Genomic DNA, 15,655 nt, shown 5'->3' on the forward strand with positions numbered 1-15,655 from the left:
CGAGGGCCGGTGGGCGATCCCGCGCGGCCGCCGCACCGCGACTGGTCGCCCACCGACCCGTACCGTCCCGGTCCGACCGGTGGTCGGGCCGGCGTCATGTCGCCCGCCAGCGTCAGGCCGGCGTGAGCCGCCAGTGCTGGGAGGCGCTGCCCGTGTCGCTCTGCTGCACGATCGCGGCCCCGTTCGTCGTCGCACCGCCGGCCACCGCGAGGACCTTGCCGGTCTGCACGTTCACGAGCTTCACGAACTCACCGGACGCGGTGGCCACCCGCCACTGCTGGTTGCCGCCGCCGGTCGCGGTCCACTGGATGACCCGCGCCCCCTCCGCCGTGGAGCCGCCCTCGACGTCCGCGAGCAGATTCGAGCTGACGCTGGTCATGGTGGTGACGCCGCCCACCGTGCCGGCCATCAGCCACGCCTGGTTGGCTCCGCCGTTGGGGGTCCACTGGATCAGCTGCGTGCCGGTGACCCGGGACAGGTCCGGCACGTCGAGGGCCTTGCCGCTGGCCCGGTTGACAACCGTGTGGCGCACGGCGCCCGACTGGCCGCTCAGGGTGGTTTCGAAGGTGATCGGCTGCGCCTGCACCTGGTGCAGGTCGAAGACGACGATCTCGTTGGAACCGACCCGCAGCCACGGTGCCGGGCAGTAGAGCCGCTGCTGCGGCCCCACCTTCCAGTAGCGGCCGAGGTTGCGGCCGTTGACCCAGACCACGCCCTTGGTCCACCGGGCCATGTCGAGGTACGTGTCGCCGGTCTGGGCGAGGTTCACCGTGGCCTTGAAGAAGATGCCGGGCCGCGAGCTGTTGGTGATCACCGGACGGAGGCCGGCCACGAACGCCTCGTCGACGGGCAGCAGGTGGGTCTGCCAGTTGGTCAGGGTGCCGGTCAGGGTGCCCGCGTCGACCAGGGACACCCGCTCCGTGATGCCCTTGCGGTCGACAAGCGCCTGACCGTAGTTGGTGCGCCCCATGCCCTCCACGAGGATGTCGAGCGTGGGGCTGCCACTCGCCGAGGCCCTCAACGGCAACGGAGCGTCAGGCACGGTCACCCCGAGCGGCGTCGTGTAGGCCGCCGGAAGGCTGCTGCGGGACAGCCCACCCTGGTAGACGCCGTCGAGGAACACCGTCGCGTAGTCGCGTACCGACCTGATGTCCAGCGTGCCCCTGGTGTAGCCGGGCAGGACGCGGCGGTAGAGCATGAAGCCGGAGTTCTGACCGTACATCTCCATAGGCTGTGGATTCGTCTGCGTCGGCAGCGCGGCCGGCAGGTTGTCCCACAGCGAGGCGTACGGCGCCGGCAGGACGGCCTGGCTGCCGGTCCGCACGATGGTGGGGATCGGCGCGGGTACGGCCGGCAGCGTCACCCCGAGGGCCGTGCCGATGATCTCCCGGTAGGTCGGATACAGCCGCGACTGCCCGCCCTGTTCGTTGATCGGCGCGCCGTAGTCGTAGGTGGTGATGTCCGCCTGGTAGCCCGACCCGTTGTCGGCGGCGTTCGCGCCCGCGGAGTAACCGAAGTTCGTGCCACCGTGGATCATGTAGAGGTTGAACGACAGCCGGCCGGCCATCAGCCCCCGCAACTGGCTGGAGATGTCGGTGTTCGAGCCGGCGAAGCCGCCGTCGCCCCAGTGGGTCAACCAGCCCGGGTAGAGCTCGCCGGACATGGCCGGAACCGTCGGGAACGACTGGCGGGCCGCCGCGATTGCCGCCGCGTCACCGCCGCTGAGAGCGATCGCGCCGCCGGTGACGACCGTCCGGTTGCCCTGCACCTGACCGAGGCCGTCCTCGGTGTAGAAGGGTCCGGTGATCCCGGCCCGCAGCCACAGTTGCCGCAGCTCCTCGAGGTAGACGACGTCGTTGCCGTACGACCCGTACTCGTTCTCGATCTGGACCATCAGGATCGGTCCGCCGTTGCCCACCATCAGCGGCTTGACCAGGGTGGCGAGGGCGTTGACGTAGCGCGTGACGGCAGCCATGTAGTTCGGGTCGGCGGCGGTGCGGACACGCAGCCTGATGGTCGGGTTGCGCAGCAGGTACGGCGGTAGGCCGCCGAGGTCCCATTCGCCGCAGACGTAGGGGCCGGGGCGCAGCAGCACGTACATGCCTTCGGCCTGGCACAGCCTGATGAAGCCGGCGATGTCGCGTCGGTCGGTGGTGAAGTCGAAGACACCGGGCCGCTCCTCGACGTGGTTCCACATCACGTAGATGGCGATCGTGTTCATGCCCATGGCCTTGGCCATCTGGATCCGGTGACGCCAGTACTGCACAGGGATGCGGGCCGGGTGCATCTCGCCGCTGCGGATCTGGAACGGCTGGCCGTCGAGCAGGAAGTTGCTGCCATCGGCGGAGAACCCGAAGGTCTGCGCGGCGGCGGCACTGGCCGGGCCGCCCGATGCCAGCATCGCCGCGAACGGACTGAGCACGCCCAGGGTGAGGAGTTGACGCCGTTGCATGGTGTCTCCTTCGGACAGGCATCGTCGGCACGCCGGCGGCGATCACGGCCGGGGGCGGCCCGGATGCCGACGCGATGACAATGGTCGATGTGTGTCGAGCCTGCCAGACCGCGCAACATGATGTAAATATCTGAGGCAACTTTGCATCTTTGATCAGAGCCGTGGGCTGACGGGTGCGTCCACTGCGGACCGGAGGGCGTCTGGCCACGCTCGCTCATCGATCTATTGACGACCCGCGCGCCGCCCTTTACCGTCTCGACATCAGATATCCGACGTCTTATGCCCTGGGTTTCCCCCGCCCCACCCTCCGTCCCGGAAGGACATCCCCCGTGTCTCCTGTCCGAGCACTACCGCGCCGCGTGACAGCGGTCCTGGCCGCCGTCCTCGGCGTGGCAGCGATCCTGCCCGCCACGCCAGCGCACGCCGCCCCCGCCGGCGTGAGCGCCACCGCCAGCGCCGACTGCACGACCGGCCGGCTCAACCTGCGGCTCACCAACGGCAGCACCACCGCGCAGACCTTCACCGTCACCTGGCCGGGCCGCACCAACTCCCCCTGGACCCGGACCGTCGCAGCCGGCAGCAGCAGCAACGACCTGTACTGGACCCTCCCGGCGGGTACCGCGTACACGCTGCGCACCACCACCCCGACCGGGCTCGACGACACGTCGGCAGGCATCTTCCACTGCGGCACCGGCATGTCAGCGGTGAGCAGCTACGACTGCACGGCCGGACGGCTTCAGCTCGCGCTGGAGAACCGCACCACCACGGCCCGGGACTTCACAGTCACCTGGGCGGGGCGCACCGGATCCCCGTGGATCCGCACCATCGCCGCCGGCGGCAACTACCTGCACTACTGGACCGTCGGCGCCGGCACCGCGTACAACCTGCGGGTCACCGCCCCCGGCTTCGACACCACGGTGCGTGGCACCACCGGCTGCGGCCTGGCCGCCGGCACCCCACAGATGAACACCACTGCGGTGCTGACCACCCAGAGCGTCATTCGCAACCTCAACGGCGCCAACGGCCGGTACGACGGCACGGCGGCCTCGGTCCGTATCCCGGGCATGGCCGTCACCAACAACGGCACGGTCATCGCCGTCGCGGACGCCCGGGTCAACGGCTCGTACGACCTCGGTGGCGGCACCAACAACATCCAGATCGCGATGACCCGCAGCACCGACGGTGGGCGTACCTTCGACCAGCCGCGCATCATCCACGCGCCCGCCACCACCAGCGAGGGAGCGGGCGACCCCAGCCTGCTGGTCGACCGCCGGACCGGCACCGTCTACTGCTTCTACACGTACTCCCCCAGGCCGGGCATCAGCTTCTGGTCCGGCTCGTCCGGCCTCAACACGGCGAACGACCCGAACAGCCTGCACCTGCAATACATCACCAGCCGGGACAACGGCGCGACCTGGAGCGCCCCGGTCGAGCTGAACCCAACGATCAAGGTCGCGAGCTGGCAGCAGGCGTTCTTCTCCTCCGGGCACGGCATCCAGACCAGCACGGGCCGTCTGATCCAGCCGTTCGTCTACCGGGACGGGGCGGGTCTCACCCAGACCGCCAACGTCTACAGCGACGACAACGGCGTGACGTGGCGGCGCGGTGGACCCGCCGGCGGGAACATCAACGAGAGCAAGGCGGTCGAGCGCGGCACCGGGGCCATCGTGCAGAACATGCGGCACAACAGCACCCCTAGCCGGTTCTACTCCACGTCCACCGACGGGGCTGTGACGTTCGGTCCGGCCACCGCCAGCGCGCTGCTGACCGACCCGCTCTGCAACGCCGACGAGATCTCCTACCTGCGCCCGTCCGAGGTGGGTGCGAACGGCGCGCCGGTGCGCACCCGCACCGCCCTGTTCAGCAACAACGCGGCCCCGGCCGCGCGCAACGACCTCACCGTCCGGCTCTCCACCGACGACGGCGCGAGTTGGCCGGCCCGGGCGCTGGTCAAGCCGGGCGGCGCGGGCTACTCGACGATGGCCGTGCTGAACGACGGCACGGTCGGCAACCTGTACGAGGTCGGCAACACCGGCGGCATCTTCTTCGCCCGCTTCACTGTCGACTGGGTCAAGGGCGCCTGACAGGCGACCTCGCGTCCCCGGTGCCGGCGTGACGCCGGCACCGGGGACGGTCCCGTTTCCCCGCTCAGCCGTCGAGGGTGCGGACCACCTCATCGGTGTCCAGCCGAGGCAGACGTGCCGGCCCGGTCTGCGGGGCCGGATGCCCGAGGTTGAGCACGAGCAACACCTCGTGGCGGCCGTCGGGAAGGAACTCCCGCTGCACGCCCGCGGCGTCGAACCCGGCCATCGGGCCGGCGGCCAGACCGGCAGCCCGGACACCGACGATCAGGTAGCCGATCTGCAGTGTCGCGTTGAAGCGGGCCTGCTCGACCCGCGCCGCCCGGTCCGCCAGCCACTCGCGGGCCTGCGGGCGGTGCGGGTACAGCTCGGGCAGCCGCCTGTGGAAGTCCACGTCGGCGGCGAGGATCGCGGTCAGCGGGGCGCTGGCCGTCTTGGCCCGGTTGCCGCTTGACAGGTACGGCAGCAGCCGGGCCCGGGCCTCCGGCGAGCGCAGCAGCAGCACCCGCAGTGGCTGACCGTTGTACGCGGTCGGCCCGTACCGGATCAGGTCGTGGATCGCCGCGACCTGCTCGTCGGTGACCGGCTCGTCGGTGAACGCCTCGGCCGTACGGGCCTCTCGGAACAGCAGATCCTGGGCGGCCCGGTCCAGTGCGAGCAGCTCGGACGTGGTCGGCGCGCTCACGCTGGCGCCGCCGTGGTGTAACCGCCCTGGTGGTGCACGAGAGGCGCGCCGTCGCCGCCGTCGCCGAGCGCCAGCGGTTCGGCGATCACCAGCGTGTGGTCACCGGCCGGGACCCGGTGCACCACCCGGCAGAGCAGCCGGGCCAGCACCCCGCCGAGCAGCGGCACCCCGAACGGTCCCGGGGTCCAGTCCGGGTACGCGGCGAAGCGGTCGATGCCGCTGGTGGCGAAGATGGTGGCCGCGTCCCGCTGCCCGTGGGCCAGCAGGTGCACCGCGACGTGCTCGGCGCGGGCCAGCACCGGCCAGCTCGACGACGCCACCCCGAGGCAGAACGAGACGAGCGGCGGGTCCAGTGACACCGAGGTGAACGACGTGGCGGTGAACCCGGCCCGCAGCGGGGCTCCGATCCCGCCCAGGCAGGCCGGGTCGGTTGCCCGCGCCACGGCGGTGACCACCGTGACGCTCGTGGCCTGCCGGCGCAGCAGCACCCTGAACAGGTCCCGGTCGACGGGGCGCAGCTCGGCGGCGTCCGCCGTCGGACGCTCCACGGTGGTCATGCCGCCACCAGGCTCGGCGCGGCGTACGTGCTCGCCGGTCGGGGCAGCCCGTAGTGCTCGCGCAGGGTCCGCCCGGTGTACTCGCTGCGGAACAGCCCTCGGGCCCGCAGCACCGGCACCACGTGGTCGACGAAGTCGGCCAGGCCGCCGGGCAGGTGCGGCGGCATGATGTTGAAGCCGTCGGCGGCGCCCTGGGTGAACCACACCTCGATCTGGTCGGCGATCTGTTCAGGGGTGCCGGCGACGACCCGGTGGCCCCGACCGCCGCCGAGCCGGCCGATCAACTGCCTGATGGTGAGCTGTTCCCGGCGCGCCAGCTCGGTGACGAGCTGGTATCGACTCTGATGCGCCTGCACGGTGTCGGAGTCTGGCAGCTCCGGCAGCGGCCCGTCCAGTGGCAGGCCGGTGAGGTCGAGGCCGAGCATCCCGGAGAGCTGGGCGAGGGCGTACTCGGGGACGATCAGCTCCTCCAGCTCGGCCGCGAGCGCCACTGCCTCTGCCTCGGTGCCGCCGATCACCGGCGCGATGCCGGGCAGGACCTTCACGAGGTCCGGGTCGCGGCCGGCGGCGGTGACCTGCCGGCGCAGCTCGGCGTAGAACCCCTGCCCGTCGGCGAGGGTCTGCTGGGCGGTGAAGACCGCCTCGGCGTAGCGGGCGGCGAAGGCGATCCCGTCCGGCGAGGAGCCGGCCTGCACCAGCAGCGGCCGGCCCTGTGGGCCGCGGGGGATGTTCAGCGGGCCCCGGATCTGGAACTCCGGCCCACGGTGGGCCACCTCGTGCACCCGGTCGGTGTCGGCGAACACGCCGGCGGCGGTGTCGAAGACCAGCGCGTCGTCCTCCCAACTGTCCCAGAGCTTGATCGCCACGTCGACGAACTCGGCGGCCCTCCGGTAGCGGTCGGCGTGCTCGGGGTGGCTGTCCCGGTTGAAGTTGACCGCCTCGCGTTCCTGCGCGGAGGTGACGATGTTCCAGCCGGCGCGTCCGCCGCTGAGGTGGTCCAGCGAGGCGAACTTGCGGGCGACGTGGAACGGTTCGTTGTACGTGGTGGACACGGTCGCGATGAGACCTATGTGGTCGGTCACCGCGGCGAGCGAGGCGAGCAGGGTCAGTGGCTCGAAGACGGCCTGGATGTTGTGCCGGGGGTTCGGCCCGACCGACAGCCCGTCGGCCAGGAAGATCGAGTCGAGGGTGCCGCGCTCGGCGATGCGGGCCAGCTCCTGGAAGTGCCGCACGTCGGTGACCCGACGCGGGTCGGTGCGGGGGTGCCGCCAGGCGGCCTCGTGGTGGCCGACGCCCATCAGGAACGCGTTGAGGTGCAGGGTTCGAGGCATGAGAGTGTCCTATCCGGCGGAGACGTCGACGCGCCACGTGGAGAAGCGACGTTCGAGGGCGACGAGGAGCTGGTTGACGACCAGGCCGATGGCGGAGATCGTGATGATTCCGGAGTACATGTCGGAGATCGCGAAGTTGTACTGCGCGTAGTTCACGAGGTAACCGAGGCCGGCCTTCGCGCCGACCATCTCGGCCGCGACGAGCACCAGGATCGAGTACGCCCCGGCCAGTCGGACGCCCGTGAAGATGGTCGGCACCGCGGCCGGCAGGATCACCTTCTGGAACAGCCGCAGATGGTTCAGGCCCATCGAGCGGGCCGAGCGGATCAGCAGCGGGTCGACGCCCTTCACGCCGGCGATGGTGTTCAGCAGGATCGGCCAGGAGCACGCGTACAGCACCAGGGCGATCTTGGAGGTCTCCCCCAGGCCGAGGATGAGCACGAAGACCGGCAGCAGGGCCAGCGCGGCGGTGTTGCGGAACACCTCCAGCAGCGGGCTGAGCAGCTCGGCGAGGGGCCGGTACCAGCCGATCAGCAGCCCGAGCGGTATCGCCGTGAGCACCGCCAGGCCGAGCCCGGTCAGCGACCGGGTCAGGCTCGCGCCGACGTGCTCGGCGAGCTGCCCGGTACGCAGCAGCTCCCACCAGGCGACCAGGACCTCGGACAGCGGGGGCAGGAAGACCCGGTCGACGAGCCCCAGCCGGGGCGCGCCCTCCCAGATCGCGGCCAGCGCGGCGATGGCGACGGTACGGTGCAGCACCCTCGCCCCGACGCCGAGCAGTCGACCGGCCCGCCCGGGGACGACACGGTCCGGCACGGCGGGTGCGGTCACCAGTCGGGTGGGACGTTCGGCGATGTCAACCAACGCGGGCCTCCTCGGTGACGCGGACACCGGTGCCCTCGGCCGCCTGGGCGGCCCGCACCTCGTCCCGCAGCAGCGTCCAGATCTGATGGCGGTGGTGGCGGAACGCGTCGGTGGAGCGGACGTCCTCGGCCGCGTCCCGGTCGCCGAGGTCGACGTCGATGACCTGCTTGAGCCGCCCGGGTCGGGACGTCAGGACCGCCACCCGCTGACCCAGGTACACGGCCTCGTCGATGCCGTGGGTGATGAACACGATCGTCTTGCCGGTACCCGCCCAGATGCGTACCAGCTCGTCCTGCAACGAGTCGCGGGTCTGCGCGTCCAGGGCGGCGAACGGCTCGTCCATGAGCAGCACGTCCGGGTCGTACGCGAGGCTGCGGGCGATGGCGACCCGCTGCTTCATCCCGCCGGACAGCTCGTGCGGGTAGCGGTCGGCGAATGCGCGCAGGCCCACCAGGTCGAGGTGGTGCTCGATCAGGGCGGCGCGTTCGGCGCGGGGCACGCCCTTGGCCTCCAGCCCGAACGCGACGTTGCCGGCGGCGGTGCGCCAGGGCAGCAGCGCGTACTGCTGGAAGACGATGCCCCGGTCGAGGCCGGGGCCGGTGACGGGCCGGCCGTCGACGAGTACCTGCCCGCCGGTCGGCCGGGTGAGCCCGCCGAGCAGGTCGAGCAGGGTGGATTTGCCGCAGCCGCTGGGGCCGACGACGACCAGGAACTCGCCGGGGCGTACGCCGAGGGTCACCTGGTCCAGCGCGGTGACCGCGCCGGCGCCGCCGCGTCGGGTGGCGCGGACCGGAAAGGTCTTGCTCACCCGGTCGAAGAGGATCTTGTCGGTGCTCACGCGCCGCCCCCGTCCACGAACGGGTTGAACCGGTTGGTGAAGATGTCAGTCGGTTCCGGGCGGTCGCCCCTGAGTTCGCCCTCGGCGGCGAGCCAGTCGATCCAGGTGCCGAACTCCTGTTCGGCGATCACCCCGCCACGGCCGGCGACGCCGCTGCTCTTCCAGTACGCGACGAGCGACGGGTCCTCGTTGCGGCCTCGCCCCGCGATGATGTCGCGCATCCGGGCGACCACCGTCTCCCGGGGCTGGGTACGGGCCCACTCGATGGCTTTGCCGACCCCTGTGACGAACGCCTTCACGGTCTCCGGGTTGCGTCTGATGAAGTCGTCGCGGAAGACGTAGGTGCCGCCGCTGAACGCGCCGAGCAGCTCGTAGTCGGTGACGATGGTGCGCAGCCCACCGCTGGCGACGGCCTTGTCCCGGATCACTCCGCCGAGCACCGCGACGTCGATCTGTTTCTGCCGCAGCGACTGTTCGGTGTTGACAGGTGGCAGGGCGACCAGCTCGACCTGCTTGATCTCGGCGGGGGTGAGCCCGCCGCGGGCGAGCCAGGTCTTGAGGACCGCCTCGGCGTGCGCGCCGAGGGTGTTCATGCCGACCTTGTGACCGATCAGGTCGCGAGGGCTGCGGATCGGGCTGTCGTCGAGCACGTAGTAGCCCTGGAAGGTCTGCGCGTCGGAGCCGTAGTAGCTGACCACTGCGGTGATCGGTGCGTTGGCGGCGGCGAGCTTGACGATCGCGCCGTTGAATGCGCCACCGAAGTCGCTCTGCCCGGTGGCGGTGGCCTGGATGTCCTGCGGGCCACCTGTCACGTTGCCGATCCACTTGAGCCGGACGTCGCCGAGGTAGCCGAGGTCGGCGGCGAGTTCGGGGAGGGTGACCTGGCCGACGGAGCCCTGGTAGCGCAGCTCGGTGGCCTGCCCGCCACCGGCCCGGGCGTCGCCGCCGCAGCCGGCAGCGCCGGCGAGCAGGGTCAACGTGGTGGCGGCGGCGAGGGCGCGCAGGAGGGTACGACGGGGTGGGGACATGGGGTGTCTCCTGATCTGTCCACGATGGGAACGGGTACGCCCGGATGTGGGGGCGTGGAGGCACGCCGCTCCGCGATGAGCGGGCGAGCGGTGTGAGGGCGGCGATTGCGGCCGAGCCGGATGAACCGGTCAGCTCAACAGAGCGCGCTCGCGTGCCGGACCAGGTCGACGTGCACGCGAGCGGTGAGAAGGAGCTCGTCCCGCTGCGACATGACCTCATGCTGCCGGCGGCGGGATCGACAGGTCAACGCTCTTCCAGAAGGTGAGACTTGTATCGCTGCCGATGTTACGAACCGCCCCCAACAGCGTTTACCTTCGCGCAACACCTATCTGTTGACTAGAGATTGCGGCACCGCTCCGGGCGATCGTCCACCCGGGACGGCGAGGGGGTTTCGGCATTCGCCGGTTCGGGAATGTTCGATCTCGACACGGCAGGGAACGGTGACGAGGGGAGTCCTCCGATGGGCCTCATGTTTCGCAAGCGCAAGAAGTACGGTCCGATCATCCTGAACTTCACCGAGAACGGTTTCTCCTCCTGGAGCATCAAGATCGGGCGCTGGTCCTGGAACTCCAAGGCACGGGCTCACCGGGTCGACCTGCCGGGTCCGCTGTCCTGGAAGCAGGACAAGTCCCGGTCGTAGCATCCCGGGGGTCGAGCGGGGTGCCGGTGATTCACCGGCGCCCCGCTCGGCGTCTGCGGGGCCCGCCCCGCCCCGCCCCGCCCCGGCGATCTTGCACTTTCGGTCGCCGTTATGCCCGGTCTGACACCCTTCGTCGGGGCAGAAAGTGCAAGATCGCGGGGCGAGGGCGGGGGCGGGGGCGAGGCGGGGGCGGGGCGGGGGCGGGTCAGGGGTGGGGGGTGATTGTTTCGTCTCCGGCCAGGCGGCCAGTGGGGCGCTCGCGTGTCACCTCGCCCGCGTCGACGAGGCTCTCCAGGGCGTGGTTGGCGTCGGTAGCGCGGTAGACGGTCGCGGTGAGGGTGTGCCGGCGCAGTTCGGTGACCGTTCGGGGGCCGCGCCGGCGCAGTTCGGCCAATAGAGCGTGGGCCAGCGGTTCGAGGTCTGGATCGCCTGCCACGTCGGCGGTCGCGCCTGTCGGGTCGGCCGGGTCGCGGTAGCGCACGTCGAGGTCGGCGCCGACCGCCCACAGAGCGTCGCGTACGGCCTCCAGGCTGCGGTCCGAGCGACTGCCGAACGCGATCACACCCGCCGCCCCGTCGTCGGGCAGCACCGGCGCCACCTCGGCGACCAGCGGGAATCCGGTCGCGACGAGCGCGTCGCGGGCACTGCTGCCCGCGTGCAGCAGGACCTCGCCGGTACGCCCGTTGGCGGCGGCGGTGAGCACGTCGGCGCTCACCGCGCCGGGCACGGCCACGACAGTGAACAGCGGCGAGCCGGCCGCGCCTGCCGCCTTCACCGCAACCGGCAGCCGGTCCGGGGTGCCCGGCAGCAGGTGCACTGTCACCTCGGCGGGCAGGTCCGCCTCGACCGGTCCGAGTCGGGCCGGCAGGTCGGCGGCGCTGTCGGTCAGCACCAGGACGGTGACCTGCCGGCCGCGTACCTGCGCGGCGTGGCCGGCGACCACCCGCAGCGCGGCCTCCGCGCCACCCCCGTCGACGCCGGCCAGTGCGACAGTTGCCCGCCGGGAGCGTTGCAGGGCCATGGGCAGCCAGGTCGTCAACTGGCGGACCAGCAGCTCGCGGAGGAAGTCGGTGGTCCGGTCGGTCGGCATCGGTCCGTTCTACCGCATGGCGGTTCAGGCCGGGACGGAGATCCCCACCCCGCCGCGGGTCTGGCCGCCGTATCGCCGCCGCTCGGCGTCCAGGTCGAGCCGACCGATCTGCTTGCGGGCGGCGAGCGCGGCGTCGTCGAGCAGGTCGGCCGGGATCAGCCAGACCACCTCGAACTCCAGGCCGTCCGGGTCCCTGCCGTAGAGGCTCTTGGTGGTGCCGTGGTCGGAGGTGCCGACCAGCGCGCCCGCGGCGGCGAGCCGCTCGGCGGTGGCGGCCAACTCGTCGAGGGTGTCGACCTCCCAGGCCAGGTGGTAGAGACCGACGGTGGCCCGGCCGGCGGTCGAGCGCCCGGCGCCCGCGCCGATCTCGAACAGGCCGAGGTCGTGGTCGTTCGTCGAGTCGGGGGCCTGGAGGAAGGTGGCGCCCCGGAAGCCGTCCGGGGTCATCGCCACCGGACGAAAGCCCAGCACGTCCCGGTAGAAGGCGACGCTGCGGGCGAGATCGCTGACGTACAGGACCGCGTGGTTGAGCCGGTGGATACCCATGACCCCAGAGTAACGCCGTTTAGTTGAACGCTCAACTACCGTGGGTATGATGGTCGTCATGACCCGCTGGTTGAACCCCGACGAGCAGCGCACCTGGCGGGCGTACCTCACCGCCTCCCGGGCGCTGATGGACACGCTCGACCGTGAACTGCAACGCGACGCGGGAATGCCGCACGCCTACTACGAGATCCTGGTCCGGCTCTCCGAGGCTCCCGGCCGCCAACTCCGCATGAGCGACCTGGCCGAGGCGGCAGGCTCGTCGCGCAGCCGACTCTCGCACGCGGTGGCCCGGCTGGAGGCCGCCGGCTGGGTACGTCGCGAGGACTGCCCCACCGACCGGCGCGGGCAGGTCGCGGTGCTCACCGACGACGGTTTCGCCACCCTCGCGGCGGCCGCACCCGGCCACGTCGAGGGGGTACGCCGGCACCTGTTCGACGCGTTGAGCCCGGCCCAGGTCGACCAGCTACGCCGAATCAGCGAGACGTTGGCCGAGCACCTGACAGGATCCTGACCGATCGACACCGCCGTGGGTCTTGTACTTACCGTCGTCGGATGAGCACGATGGGGCGTGCCCTCCGGCTTCGGCGACCTCACTGATCAGGCGCACCACCTCGTGTCCTCAGGTGATCTGGTGGGCGCGCAGCGGCTGCTCTCCGACGCGCTCACCGACGCCGATCCCCGCCCGGCCAACGCCACAGCCGAGCTGGCCGAGGCCGCCAGCCTCCAGGCGCGGGTCCTGGTCGCCCTCGGCGAACCGCACTCCGCTCGCGGGTGGGCCGCCTTCGCGTACGCGGCCACCACCCGGCTGCACGGCCGCTCCGACCCGCGCACGGTGGCCGCCGCGGCGACGCTGGCCGCGGTGCTGCACCGGGTCGGCAGCCACTCCCGGGCCGCCCGGCTCTACCAGGAAGTCATCATCGAGCTGACCGCGCAGGACGGCCCGGAGTCGCTGCGGGTGCTCGCGGCGCACGCCGACCTGGCCACCGTCGAGTACGCGCGTGGCCAGTGCACAGTGGCACGGGACCGGCTCCAGGACGCCTGGGAGCTGCACCGCGAGGTGTACGGCGACGGCCACCCCAGCGGCATCAAGATGCTGGCCCGGCTCGGCGCGATGCAGCGCGACTGTGGACAGTTCACCGAGGCCCACGACAATCTGGCGCTGGCCCGCGAGCTGTGCCGGCAGCACCTCGCGGCCGACGACCCGTTGGCGGCGCAGGTGGCGGCTCTGGCGCGGGCGGCGGCGAATCCGGATCATGTCTGCGCCGACGAGCCGTCCGCCGCCGAGGGCTCCCCGACGGTGCCCGCCGCCCGCGTCCCACCTCTCGACGACGGGCCGGTCGAGGCCGGCTACCACCCGCCGCAACAGGCCGCGGCGGCGGCGACCGGCGGGGGCGTTCCGACCCCCCGGGCACCGGCCGACGAGCCGGGTGGCAGCGCCGCCTGGCCGCCGGATCCGGTCGAGGAGCCGGTCGAGGAGCCGGTCGAGGAGCCGGTCCCCCACGTCACCGAGACGCCGGTCCCCCCGTCGGTCGTGGGGCTGGCCGGCGCGACGGAGGAGCAGTCCGGGGTGTACCGGCTGCGCCGGCCGCCGGGCGACCCGTACGCGCCGCTGGAGCCGTACACGCCGTCACGACTGCTTCCGGTACCCGTACACCGGGCTCCGCCGGCGCCGCGCAACCGCCTGGTGCCGGTGCTGGTGGCCGGCGTGGTCGTGGTGCTGCTCGGGGCCGCCGCGGTGATCGCCGGGGTGGCGCGCGTCGACGGTGACGACGACCCGACCCCGCCACCGGCCAGCGGCTCCCCCACCGCCGGCCCACCGGCGACGACCGCGCCGGCGCCGGGCGCCGCGCCGACCTCGGCCGAGGCCGCACCGGCCGCGGCCCCACCCGGCAGTCCGCCCGGCGCGGTGGCCCTGAGCGACACCCGGGACAGCATCACGTTGCGCTGGACCTACCCGCCGGGCGGCGAGGGTCCGGTGGTCATCGCTGGCGGCCGTGCCGGCCAGGAGCGCAACGTCTTCGCGACCCTGCCGGCCGGCACCAGCACCTACGTCATCTACGCGCTCAACCGCACCAACGACTACTGCTTCACGGTGGCCGTCGTCTGGTCCACCGACACCGTGGCCAACTCCGAGCAGGTCTGCACCCGCCGGCGCTGACCACCCGCCCGTCAGCGGAGGTCGGTGCCGTCCTCGGCCGGCAGCGCGGGCAGCAGGAGGCACACCCGCAGACCCGACGACTGGCCCTCGGCGTCGGTGAGGGCGATGCTGCCGCCGGCACGTCGTACCAGCTCCCGCACGATGGCCAGGCCGAGGCCCGCGCCGCCGTCGTCGCGGGCCCGGCCGTCGTCGAGCCTCGTGAACCGGCCGAAGACCCGCTCCCGGTCGGCCGCCGGAATGCCCGGGCCGTCGTCGGTCACCGTCACCAGGTGGTACGTCACTCCCCCGGTCCCGACCTCGGCATGGGCCTCGGCCGCGAGCAGCACGCTGCCGCGCGCGTGCCGGACCGCGTTGTCGACCAGGTTCGCCAGTACGCGGCGCAGTTCGTCGGCGTTCCCGGTCGTCCACAGTGGCCCGGTCGCCGGGGCCACGGACACGGGCGGCGACGGACAGCGCGCGGCGACCTCGGTCAGCAGCCCGCCCAGCTCCACCGGGCCGCTGCCGCGCGCCTGCGGCGCCTCGTCCAGGCGGGCCAGCAGCAGCAGGTCGTCGACCAGCCGGCTCAGCCTTTCGGTGTCGGCGAGCAGGTTGCCGGTCACCGCCGTCCAGTCGGTCCGGTCGGCGAGCCGCTGAGCGACCTCCAGCTCGGTGCGGATGTTCGTCAGCGGGCTGCGCAGCTCGTGCGCGGCGTCGGAGACGAACGCCCGCTGCCGGACCCGGGCCGACTCCAACCGGTCCAGCATGCCGTTGAGGGTGACCGCCAACCGGTGGATCTCGTCGGCCGAGGCGGGCACCGGCAGTCGGCCTGTCCCGGCGCGTCCGGTGATCTCCTCGGCGCCCCGGCGCAGCGCCTCGACCGGCCGCAGCGTCGCGCCCACCACCCGCCACGCCACCGCGGCGAGCACCGCCACCAGCAGCGGGAACGCCACCAGCAGGATGGTCCGGACCACGTGCGTGCTGTGCCGCACGTCGGCCATCGACCGGGCGACAAGCACGGTCAGCGGATCGGCGGCCGTACCGGCGGGCACGGTGACCACCCGCACCGGGCCGGCGAGCCCGACCCGCTCCGCCGGCACCTCCAGCCGTTGCCGCCGGCCCGGGTCCAGCCGCTGCGGCCGGACCATCGGCACCAGCCGGTCCGCGTCGATGGAGGCGGCCCGGATCCGCCCCTGCGCGTCGATGACCTGGACGCGGACCTGCCCACCGGCCACCGGCAGCGGATCGGGCAGCGCGTCCTCGGCGGCGAGCAGCGCGACCGCGTCCGCGGTCCGGAACGCCTCGGTGTCCACGGTGCGTTGCAGCACGAACCCGAGCGCACCGAGCAGCACCACCCCGCCGAGCGCCAACCCGACGGTGAGGCCGAACACGCCGATCGCCATGAGCC

Annotated in this window: 15 protein-coding genes; 4 read left to right on the forward strand and 11 right to left on the reverse strand. The window is 72.2% G+C overall.

The window, feature by feature from the left end; all coding sequences use genetic code 11:
- Window positions 1-112: 112 nt before the first annotated feature.
- Entirely contained in the window at window positions 113-2,452 is a 2,340-nt protein-coding gene (locus AB0N27_RS25450) for a beta-galactosidase (RefSeq protein ID WP_364374688.1), read from the reverse strand.
- Window positions 2,453-2,811: 359 nt separating this feature from the next.
- Between AB0N27_RS25450 and AB0N27_RS25455 the strand changes: the two genes are divergently transcribed.
- Window positions 2,812-4,536 carry an exo-alpha-sialidase gene (locus tag AB0N27_RS25455; protein ID WP_364374691.1) on the forward strand — a complete coding sequence of 575 codons (1,725 nt, stop codon included), beginning with the start codon at window positions 2,812-2,814 and terminating at the stop codon, window positions 4,534-4,536.
- Between the two features lie 64 nt (window positions 4,537-4,600).
- Here the strand turns inward: AB0N27_RS25455 and AB0N27_RS25460 are convergent, their stop codons facing one another.
- The 7 genes from AB0N27_RS25460 to AB0N27_RS25490 all read right to left on the reverse strand — a co-directional run bounded on the left by AB0N27_RS25460 (window position 4,601) and on the right by AB0N27_RS25490 (window position 10,048).
- The gene (locus AB0N27_RS25460) at window positions 4,601-5,218 is read right to left on the reverse strand and encodes a malonic semialdehyde reductase (protein WP_364374694.1); all 618 of its coding nucleotides are present in this window, start codon (window positions 5,216-5,218) and stop codon (window positions 4,601-4,603) included.
- Window positions 5,215-5,775: a flavin reductase family protein gene (locus AB0N27_RS25465; protein ID WP_364374697.1), complete on the reverse strand. Its 561-nt coding sequence runs from the start codon at window positions 5,773-5,775 to the stop codon at window positions 5,215-5,217. Before AB0N27_RS25465 ends, AB0N27_RS25460 begins: the two co-directional genes overlap by 4 nt.
- Window positions 5,772-7,106: an LLM class flavin-dependent oxidoreductase gene (locus AB0N27_RS25470; RefSeq protein ID WP_364374700.1), complete on the reverse strand. Its 1,335-nt coding sequence runs from the start codon at window positions 7,104-7,106 to the stop codon at window positions 5,772-5,774. Before AB0N27_RS25470 ends, AB0N27_RS25465 begins: the two co-directional genes overlap by 4 nt.
- Window positions 7,107-7,115: 9 nt before the next feature.
- On the reverse strand, window positions 7,116-7,970 hold the full coding sequence (locus tag AB0N27_RS25475; protein WP_364374703.1) for an ABC transporter permease: 855 nt from the start codon (window positions 7,968-7,970) through the stop codon (window positions 7,116-7,118).
- Window positions 7,963-8,808 (reverse strand): ABC transporter ATP-binding protein, encoded by an 846-nt coding sequence (locus tag AB0N27_RS25480; RefSeq protein WP_364374706.1) that lies wholly within the window; start codon window positions 8,806-8,808, stop codon window positions 7,963-7,965. Before AB0N27_RS25480 ends, AB0N27_RS25475 begins: the two co-directional genes overlap by 8 nt.
- Window positions 8,805-9,836, reverse strand: a complete 1,032-nt coding sequence (locus tag AB0N27_RS25485) for an ABC transporter substrate-binding protein (RefSeq protein WP_364374709.1) — start codon at window positions 9,834-9,836, stop codon at window positions 8,805-8,807. The genes AB0N27_RS25480 and AB0N27_RS25485 overlap by 4 nt, the downstream gene beginning before the upstream one ends.
- A gap of 134 nt (window positions 9,837-9,970) precedes the next feature.
- Window positions 9,971-10,048, reverse strand: a complete 78-nt coding sequence (locus AB0N27_RS25490) for a putative leader peptide (protein WP_349881247.1) — start codon at window positions 10,046-10,048, stop codon at window positions 9,971-9,973.
- A gap of 249 nt (window positions 10,049-10,297) precedes the next feature.
- Here AB0N27_RS25490 and AB0N27_RS25495 point away from each other — a divergent pair, with 249 nt between their 5' ends.
- A complete protein-coding gene (locus AB0N27_RS25495; RefSeq protein WP_030333600.1) occupies window positions 10,298-10,477 on the forward strand; it encodes a DUF4236 domain-containing protein in 180 nt (59 codons plus the stop codon).
- A gap of 205 nt (window positions 10,478-10,682) precedes the next feature.
- Here AB0N27_RS25495 and AB0N27_RS25500 read toward each other — a convergent pair whose 3' ends face one another.
- Together AB0N27_RS25500 and AB0N27_RS25505 are read right to left on the reverse strand one after the other, a co-directional pair.
- The gene (locus AB0N27_RS25500; RefSeq protein WP_364374713.1) at window positions 10,683-11,567 is read right to left on the reverse strand and encodes a hypothetical protein; all 885 of its coding nucleotides are present in this window, start codon (window positions 11,565-11,567) and stop codon (window positions 10,683-10,685) included.
- A gap of 24 nt (window positions 11,568-11,591) precedes the next feature.
- Window positions 11,592-12,113 (reverse strand): VOC family protein, encoded by a 522-nt coding sequence (locus tag AB0N27_RS25505; protein ID WP_364374716.1) that lies wholly within the window; start codon window positions 12,111-12,113, stop codon window positions 11,592-11,594.
- A 49-nt stretch (window positions 12,114-12,162) separates the two neighbouring features.
- On the opposite strand from AB0N27_RS25505, the gene AB0N27_RS25510 reads away from it, so the two are divergent.
- Together AB0N27_RS25510 and AB0N27_RS25515 are read left to right on the forward strand one after the other, a co-directional pair.
- On the forward strand, window positions 12,163-12,624 hold the full coding sequence (locus tag AB0N27_RS25510; protein ID WP_364374719.1) for a MarR family transcriptional regulator: 462 nt from the start codon (window positions 12,163-12,165) through the stop codon (window positions 12,622-12,624).
- A gap of 57 nt (window positions 12,625-12,681) precedes the next feature.
- Window positions 12,682-14,271: a tetratricopeptide repeat protein gene (locus AB0N27_RS25515; protein WP_364374722.1), complete on the forward strand. Its 1,590-nt coding sequence runs from the start codon at window positions 12,682-12,684 to the stop codon at window positions 14,269-14,271.
- A gap of 11 nt (window positions 14,272-14,282) precedes the next feature.
- Here the strand turns inward: AB0N27_RS25515 and AB0N27_RS25520 are convergent, their stop codons facing one another.
- Window positions 14,283-15,650, reverse strand: a complete 1,368-nt coding sequence (locus tag AB0N27_RS25520) for an ATP-binding protein (RefSeq protein ID WP_364375008.1) — start codon at window positions 15,648-15,650, stop codon at window positions 14,283-14,285.
- Window positions 15,651-15,655 lie beyond the last annotated feature (5 nt).

The sequence above is a fragment of the Micromonospora sp. NPDC093244 genome (assembly GCF_040683695.1).
Classification (GTDB): Bacteria; Actinomycetota; Actinomycetes; order Mycobacteriales; family Micromonosporaceae; genus Micromonospora.